Origin of the sequence: Chamaesiphon sp. VAR_69_metabat_338, assembly GCF_031423935.1 — a bacterium.
Taxonomy (GTDB): Bacteria; Cyanobacteriota; Cyanobacteriia; order Cyanobacteriales; family Chamaesiphonaceae; genus Chamaesiphon.
On the sequence record NZ_JANPGM010000168.1, the window covers coordinates 1 to 6,738 of the forward strand.

Annotated in this window: 5 protein-coding genes; 2 read left to right on the forward strand and 3 right to left on the reverse strand. The window is 49.0% G+C overall.

From position 1 onward, the window contains the following. Positions 1 to 349 precede the first annotated feature (349 nt). Positions 350 to 826 (reverse strand): hypothetical protein, encoded by a 477-nt coding sequence (locus RMO84_RS04965; RefSeq protein WP_310487370.1) that lies wholly within the window; start codon positions 824 to 826, stop codon positions 350 to 352. A 246-nt stretch (positions 827 to 1,072) separates the two neighbouring features. Between RMO84_RS04965 and ilvC the strand changes: the two genes are divergently transcribed. Further along, the gene (ilvC, locus tag RMO84_RS04970; RefSeq protein ID WP_310487371.1) at positions 1,073 to 2,068 is read left to right on the forward strand and encodes a ketol-acid reductoisomerase; all 996 of its coding nucleotides are present in this window, start codon (positions 1,073 to 1,075) and stop codon (positions 2,066 to 2,068) included. A 214-nt stretch (positions 2,069 to 2,282) separates the two neighbouring features. Further along, the gene (locus RMO84_RS04975; RefSeq protein ID WP_310487372.1) at positions 2,283 to 2,777 is read left to right on the forward strand and encodes a hypothetical protein; all 495 of its coding nucleotides are present in this window, start codon (positions 2,283 to 2,285) and stop codon (positions 2,775 to 2,777) included. A 193-nt stretch (positions 2,778 to 2,970) separates the two neighbouring features. On the opposite strand, the gene RMO84_RS04980 is transcribed toward RMO84_RS04975, so the two are convergent. Continuing rightward, entirely contained in the window at positions 2,971 to 4,992 is a 2,022-nt protein-coding gene (locus RMO84_RS04980) for a transglutaminase domain-containing protein (protein WP_310487373.1), read from the reverse strand. 116 nt (positions 4,993 to 5,108) lie between these two features. Beyond that, entirely contained in the window at positions 5,109 to 6,698 is a 1,590-nt protein-coding gene (locus tag RMO84_RS04985; protein WP_310487374.1) for a DUF58 domain-containing protein, read from the reverse strand. Positions 6,699 to 6,738: the final 40 nt, after the last annotated feature.

A 6,738-nucleotide genomic window follows, 5' to 3' on the forward strand; every position in this document is an offset into this window, starting at 1 on the left:
GCGAGTAGGGAAGGGTCATTTTTCTTTGAGCCGTCCGCTCAACCCTGCTTGACAACTGCACTTGCTCCTTAACTTGTCACGAATCGGGGAACCCGACCGAAAAGGCATCCGCTTTTGAAGGGGGATTTAGCGGCTGAAATCGCGCTGAGGTTCCCTCAGCGTGCGTTTCAGTCAAGACAGGGGGATCTCTAGGGTTTTCGCTTCTCTCTATACTTGTGTATACACGGTAGCCTTTTGAAGGGGGATTTGGGGGGATCTACCCACTGCAAACGTAGCAATTGGACTTTCCAAACCTCCTCTAAAGCCTAAAGCCTAAAGCCTAAAGCCTATCCCAAAGTGTCGATCGCTATTAACAGGAACTAACTTCTACCGATGAAGTATTGCGATTGAGATCGAAAGTAAAGAAACTGCGACGTCCATTTTCATCGATCCTGAGTAAAAAACTATCTGGTGAATAGGTAGGAATCCTGCGGCGCGTGCCCGAATAGATTGGATTGCTACCAACGAGTAAAATTCCCTGTGGGGTATTTTCAGATCTGATTGTCTGATCTACAGATTCCTGTCTCCCCAAATCGGGATTAAAATATTTGACAGTTATCCGACCCATGCCACGATCGTTGAGCCACAGTTTACCAGCATGAACGATCGAGCCATTACTATAAGTTAATCTGAGGCAGGTTGTCTTGTGAAGAGCGACTTTCGGGCGATCGGCGATCGGTTTGACAGTTGGAGCGGAAAGATTTCCAGCGGTGATACTCCACGCTGGCAGACTGCTCGCGATCGTCACTAGAAAAGTTGTAATTGCAGATTGCCAGATTTTTTGCACGATGTACTATTACCAGTTAGTGTGGGATGTTACGTAGTTGAACTACCAGTATAAACCTTGTGATTCATCGCAAATTGAGCCAATATTTACAATTCTTCAAAGCAATCTGTGTCAACCCAGCATGGTAAAATGTTCTGCCTGCGGCAATACACAATTTTCAGCGCAGCACCGCTCGTTGGCGTAGTTTCTCTAGATACCACGCAACAGCAATATATATAACAAGTACAGGTTAAGGAGAGATCGATCGTGGCCAAGATGTATTATGATGCCGATGCTAATTTAGACCTATTAAACGGCAAAACTGTAGCAATTATCGGGTATGGTTCCCAAGGTCACGCTCACGCCCTCAACCTCAAAGACAGTGGCGTCAAAGTAATTATCGGTTTATACCCAGGTAGTAAATCGGCTGCCAAAGCCGAAGCAGAAGGTTTAGTCGTCAAGACAGTTGCCGAAGCATCAGCCGCCGCAGACTTGATTATGATTTTGCTCCCCGATGAAGTTCAACGGGATATCTATGAAAACGAAATTAAACCCAATCTGAGCGCGGGTAAAACGCTAGCCTTCGCCCACGGTTTTAACATTCACTTCGGACAAGTCGTGCCACCAGCAGATGTCGATGTCATCATGGTTGCGCCCAAAGGCCCGGGACATACAGTTCGCTATGAGTACCAAAAAGGCCAAGGGGTACCAGCGTTATTTGCTGTCTATCAAGATGCTTCCGGACAGGCTCGCGATCGAGCGATGGCTTATGCTAAAGGCATCGGCGGCACTCGGGCGGGGATTCTGGAAACCACCTTCCGCGAAGAAACCGAAACCGATCTATTTGGCGAACAAGCAGTCCTCTGTGGCGGTTTGAGCGCGTTAATTAAGGCTGGGTTTGAAACTCTAGTAGAAGCTGGTTATCAGCCCGAATTGGCCTATTTTGAGTGCCTCCACGAAGTCAAACTGATCGTCGATCTCGTTGTCGTCGGTGGTTTAGCAGAAATGCGGAGCAGTATCTCGAATACTGCTGAGTACGGCGACTACACGCGCGGCCCTCGGATCGTCAACGATGCTACTAAACTAGAAATGAAGAAGATCTTAAGTGAAATTCAATCGGGACAATTTGCTCGCGAATTTATTCTCGAAAAACAATCTGGTAATGCGGGTTTCACTGCTGTCCGTCGATTGGAAGCCGAGCACCAAATCGAGTCAGTGGGCAAAGATCTACGCGCGATGTTTAGCTGGTTGAAGAAAAACTAATCTCATTTACAGTTATCGATAATTAGGGCGCATAGTTGTAAGGCTGTGTGTCATTTGTCGATCGTTAAGGTAGATAAGTTTACATATAGCCCCAACGACTTTAGGCGTTGGCATTCTAATGAGTAGCAACTTGGGTTATTTCTATGGCAATCGAGGGAACCATAGTTGTACAAAGTATTCAGACTCTAGCTGCAGCAACACCCATAATTGAATTGTGAAAATTATCCGCCAAACCGCAACTTTATTAGCGATCGATCAGCAGCCAAGCACGGGCAGCAAGAGAGAGTATGCTGTGCTGTTTGCGGTCGGAGTTGGCTTTTTTATTTGGGTACTGACGCTAGCTCATGGTTTGCCATGGTATGCAATAGTGATTGGTCTACTGGTGCCGGTCTGGATTTTTTATCTGACGCTCAGAGCGATGACATCGATCGCCTGCACGTTTGACAAAAAGCTCAATCTACTAATCCTGAAGCGAAAAAGTTGGCTTAGTGAAAAAGTTTTTCAGCATCATCTGAGCGAGATTCAGTCTGTTCACTCCAAAGTCTTTCACGATCCAGATGGTGATGATACCTATGAAATTGGAATCGATCTGAGATCGGGATCTTACTTGCGTCTAAACGAGCCAAGTACTTCATTCGACCAAAGTAACACTGAGGCGATCGTCTCGGCGATCGAGAGCTTTCTGAATCTTTATCATCACAGTATGTAATCTGATTTTTGCGGAGTGAGAATATTGCGCTGATTGGGATACTACCCTACTGGCTAGCCTGACAGATTTAATAGCTGACAGCAGTATAAGAGCAAGGGTTAGGACACATCACAAGGATTGTTCGCGAAGCGTTTCCACAGGGTAAGCGTTGCTGATGATGCAAAGTCCGCCTAAAGCTGTACTAAAATTTGTTCTAACCTGTTTTGGTATTGCGATAACTAGCAAAATAGTCTAAACACGATCGACTTAACTCTTGCAATTGTTGGCGTTCCATTGTCCCCAGACCCTGGGGGTCGAACCGATAGCAATGGTGCAGATCGAGAATCTGTTTCAGGGTCGAATACTGGGACTCTGGGAGGTGGGGTTCGATGCGTAACAACCATTGCTGGAAAGACTCGCCAGATAAGCGATGTAGACCTAAGTTTTGTAATGCTCGATCGATCTCATAAAACTCCGAGTCTAATCCCGATCTCACGATCGGGATCGACCGTTCGGGAATCATTGCCATATGCGAAGCTCTCTGGAACCGCCATCTGCGACGGAACCGCCAGAGCAAAAATACCCCCCCTACTGGAATCGCCCATACCAAGATGGTCGTTTTTTCTGCAACTATATGTGCCAATCCTCGTGAGGCTTGAAAACTCAAGAACGACCACAGATCCGAGATCGTCTGGAATGGCGAAGCCGTGGCATCTTCCTGTGCTGCCCAATCCGGCGGTGTTGTGTCGAAAGATTGCCAATTGCCGTTAGTGTATGCCATCACCCAAGCATGGGCATGTCGGCTCCGCACGACAAACTGCTGCTCTAACGGACTCCATTCACGGACGGAATAACCCACAACATATCGCGCTGGAATACCTGCACCCCGCAGCAGTAAGGTGGTTGCCGTTGCAAAATACTCACAGTGTCCCGCCCGTTGTTCGAGCAGAAAGGCGGAAAGAGGTGTTGAATAGTTGCCCGAGCCAGCCAGTTTTAGTGAATAGCGGAAATTTTGCGTAAAGAAGTTCGATAAACGATCGAGTACTCGATCGGCAGCAAGCTCCTGCACATTTAGATGCTGAAGTGTCTGAGCGATCGCGGGTTGCTCTGATGCTGGAATTTGTAAATCTGCGTCCGTGGGTGGAGGATCGATCGACTTTTCGCGGTTGAAGTACGCTTGATAGGTTAGGGAACTTCCCTGCCCCCGCACCTTAACCGTGCCATATTGGTTCTGCATCATCTCCTCAACATTCAGCCGTTGGCGCAGCCTCTCCTTTGGAGAATCGATCGCCGTCGTACCGTGAGGCAATCTCAAAATTGCTTTCCCGCGATTGAGTTGGGATGAAATGGTAATTGAGTTCGAGCTAGTCTGGCTCTCGCCCAACTGCCAGGTGCTGCCATCCGATCGGGGCAGCACTGCTGTAAACTTTGACTTCAGTGCCACCCAGGATGCAGAAGCATATTTGTTATAGCTTGCCTCTCGCATTAGTAACGGAAACTGTTGGAGATCTCCTGCTACCCGAAAGATAATTTCATTGGATTGCTTCAAATCGCCAATACTACCAACTCGCGTCTGAGCTTGGTAAGGATCGATAGATTCTCCAGTCAACCCACTTAACAACGGAGCCACCTGCTCTTCTAATTTCGCCTGAAGTTGATGGAGTTGAAGCTGTGAGCCAAACCCGATCGCTCCTGCCATTACTAGCAAGCACACCCAGATCGCTGGACCAGCATGTCGTGGGCGCAACGTCCAGAGCAACCATGCCACTAAAACTAGGGTCGCACAATAAAATACCAGGTTATAACGATTGGAGGCACTAGCTGCAATCAGGCAAATCGCAAAGTAGAGATAGTAGATGTTAAGTGTTGGTTGTTTGAACGCGTTCGGTCGCGTTCGGGTGGGATCGGTCAACAACAGCGGTAATAGCGTCGAAAACCGATCGACATAGGTTTGCCCAATGACTAGGGGCAAGCACAGGAACGGCAGCCATTGCAGCAGACTATAGATGAACATCGCTCGATGGGCAATGAGCAGAAATACACTTGAGCCAATCACGAGGATGCCCCAGAGCTTGCACAGCTCCTTCAGTTGGTTTAAAGATAAATCCCATTGCCACCGGACAAACCGCCGTCCCTCCAATGCCACAAGAGCGATCGCTGCAAACACCCACAAGCCGGTTTGAAATCCCCAAAAGCAAATTGCGAGGCTACATAAACTGGAAATTGAGGTGTTCATATACTTTTTACGATCGTAATTTCAGGTTGGGGTATGGGGTGTCGGGTGTGGAGACATAGTAGGGTGTGTTATCGCGCAAGGGTAACGCACCGTCTAAATTTGAGAGGAATGGTGCGTTAGGCTGCGCCGTAACACACCCTACGCCTATCACCTTTGTGTTTTAATACCGAATCAGCTTCACAAACCCTTTTTTTGCGATCGAAAACCCAGGTAGCCCTCACCCCGCCATCGCCTGTGGCTCTGGCTCCCCTCCCAAGCTTGGGAGCGGTGCGTTCCGGTCGGGTTTCCCGACCATGGAAACGCGCCAAGAGAGAGGGGTTGGGGGTGAGGGCTGAGGTTAGAGGGCTTTTCAAACCAGATTTGGTATGAGATATTCCTAACTGCATCAACCCTTCCTGAATTTGCCCTAGATTGAGAATCCGAATCTGACTGTGGGATGAATCGATCGCATCCTGAGTCAGTTCCATCGACAAACCACGTTCGCCCCGAACGACCAGCACGAGGGTCGGAATGCCTAAACTCTGAAGGTATCGCACCAAATTTTTGCGTTCCTCATCCCAGTCCAAGAGGATGCAAATACAGCCGCTCAAAAGACTACAGCGGGATTGAATTACAGGCAGCAAGGAGGCAAAGGATTTATCCTGACAGGGCACAACCGATGCCAATAGTTCTAGCATCCGTTCCGTTTGTCCGAGTCCCCGCCCCGCCGTGAAGCAATAGGATTCTAATCCGACGAACATCATATCCAGTAACGATTCCTGAGTCTGGATCTCACAGGCTAAAGAGCTAGCGATCGATACCGCTTCTTCTAAGAGTTCGCTCTCTGCTGCCGATCCAAAGGTATCGAGAATCAACGCATGACGGACAAAAGATTCCTCCTGCTCTTCTTTAATCATCGGTTTGCCAACCTTCGCCCAACTCTTCCAGTGAATTTTGCGGATCGGATCTCCCGATCGATATTCCCGCAGCGCGCGGAATTCTTCGGCATCCCCCACAGAGGAGGCTAGGGCAACTGCTCCAGATTGGTGGCGACGCGCACCTGGAAGTTGAATCGGCGGCAAGTGATAGCGTTTGGGCAAAATTAAGACTGCCTGCGGTAAAGAGAGGGAAAGACAAGCATTAAATAATCCCAACGGATCTGGACAGGTAACGCCGATGCCTCGAAATTGGAGTAATCCCCGTTGCAACGGTACGATTTCTCCCATTACTTCTGTTTCGCTCTGGGGCAAGAGGGTTGGCAGATCTAGACTAAGCGAGATCGCTCTGTGTCGGCGATCCATAATCCGTCGCCATTGTTGCCGTTGGATCTGCCAAGGAGTTCGCCAGTTGAGAACGCCAAATTCTCGCAGGGCTGGAAAGGCTTCGACTAGCGATTCATAGAACTTCAGTCCCCTGAGCTGTCGTGGGGACTGATTTTGAAAGACAATCCGATACCGCAACGGCATTCCCACTGTGCCAAAGCGCGGGAGGATTCGCCTTGCACTCACGCGATAGCGATGGAAACGGCTGGCGGCGATCGAAATCCCCAGCAAGGCACCGAGTAAACAAAACACCTGGTAGGATAAACTTTGGTTCGTATCCGCGCCAATAATACCCGAAAACAAGAAGCAGACCAGTACCCCCAATCCGCTGGGGGTAAAGCGGCGGGTCAGCCACCGTTGCACGCTATAACTACCTCGCACGATCCGATAGATAAAAGGATTCATAACCTAAGCGGGCATGGGAGTGGTGCGCAAGATTTCCGCA